Source organism: Brevibacterium permense (genome assembly GCF_025506275.1).
In the GTDB taxonomy this organism is placed as follows: Bacteria; Actinomycetota; Actinomycetes; order Actinomycetales; family Brevibacteriaceae; genus Brevibacterium; species Brevibacterium permense_A.
The window spans coordinates 1-1213 of sequence record NZ_QYCP01000052.1; the positions used below are offsets into that span (position 1 = coordinate 1).

1 protein-coding gene is annotated in these 1213 nt (G+C 67.6%); it reads right to left on the reverse strand.

All coding sequences use genetic code 11. The annotated features are described in order from the left end of the window. Positions 1–1194, reverse strand: a 1194-nt coding sequence (locus tag D3I60_RS01500; RefSeq protein ID WP_262774357.1) for an anhydro-N-acetylmuramic acid kinase, incomplete at its 3' end; no start/stop codon positions are given. Positions 1195–1213 lie beyond the last annotated feature (19 nt).

Below are 1213 nucleotides of genomic sequence, written 5' to 3' on the forward strand. Positions count from 1 at the left end.
TCGGTGGAGGGGTTCGGGCAGACGCAGCGGCCCGTTACCGGGAGTGAACCGGCCCGCGATGCGCGGTCCGATCGCCCCGGTCAGACTGGGCTGCGTGCCGTCGAGTCCGTGCCAACTCAGCCACCCGAGGAGTGCCATGAGCAGCGCTTCCTTGCTGCCTTCCGGCAGTCCGAAGGCCTCATCTGTGCTCGTGGGGGTGACACCTTCACCCAATTCCTCGCCGAGGCGGCGCATCAGCTCCGGATTCCTCGTCCCACCTCCCGAAGCGATGACGGTGGTGACGTTGTGCTCTCGGACCGCCTGGGCGATGGTGCGCGCGGTCAGAGCGGTGACAGTGGCGATCTGATCATGCTCGCCGAGGTGGGGGTGGGATTCGAGGTATGAGTCGAGGTAGGCGGCGTGGAAGAGTTCCTTGCCCGTCGATTTCGGGGTGGGGCGTGCGTAGAAGGGTTCGGTGAGGAGCTCGGTGAGCAGGTCCTCGTCGACGGTGCCTGCGGCGGCGAGCGCACCGTCGCGGTCGTAGCTCTGCCGGCCGTCGGTGATGCGGCGGGCGAGGATGTCGATGAGGGCATTGGCCGGGCCCGTGTCGAAGGCGATCGGGTCCTGACCTGGAGTGATGACGGTGATGTTCGCGATTCCGCCGAGATTGAGCACCGCTGTCGGCGCCTCGGCGTCGGAGAGCAGGAGGGAGTCGAGCAGCCCGACGAGCGGGGCGCCCTGTCCCCCGGCAGCGACATCGCGGGAGCGGACATCGGAGAGCACAGGCGCACCGAGTCGTTCTGCGATGAAGGCCGGCTGTCCCAGCTGAAGGGTCGAAGTGACCTGCCCGTCGGTGATGTCGTGGCGGACGGTCTGTCCGTGACTGACGACGAGGTCAGGGGTCAGGTCGTGGTCGGCGCAGAGTTCGGACAGGGCGTCGGCGCAGAACCGGCCGAGCCGGGCGTCGACGCTGCTGACCAGTGACAACGGCAGATCTGCCGGTTCGAGAAGGCGAAGGATATCGGCGGAGAGTCGGTCGTCGAACGGGGTTTCGCGTTCGGCGAGGATCCGCACGGTCAGGGTGGTGGGGTCCGCGCCGACGAGGTCGAAGCTGGGGGTGGGTTCCGTGTCGCCGATGGGGTCGGGTCGAAACTCGGCGATGACGAGGTCGAGGCCGTCGGCGGAGGTTCCGGTCATGAGTCCGGCGATGATCATGGCTGCACTCCTCCTGTGT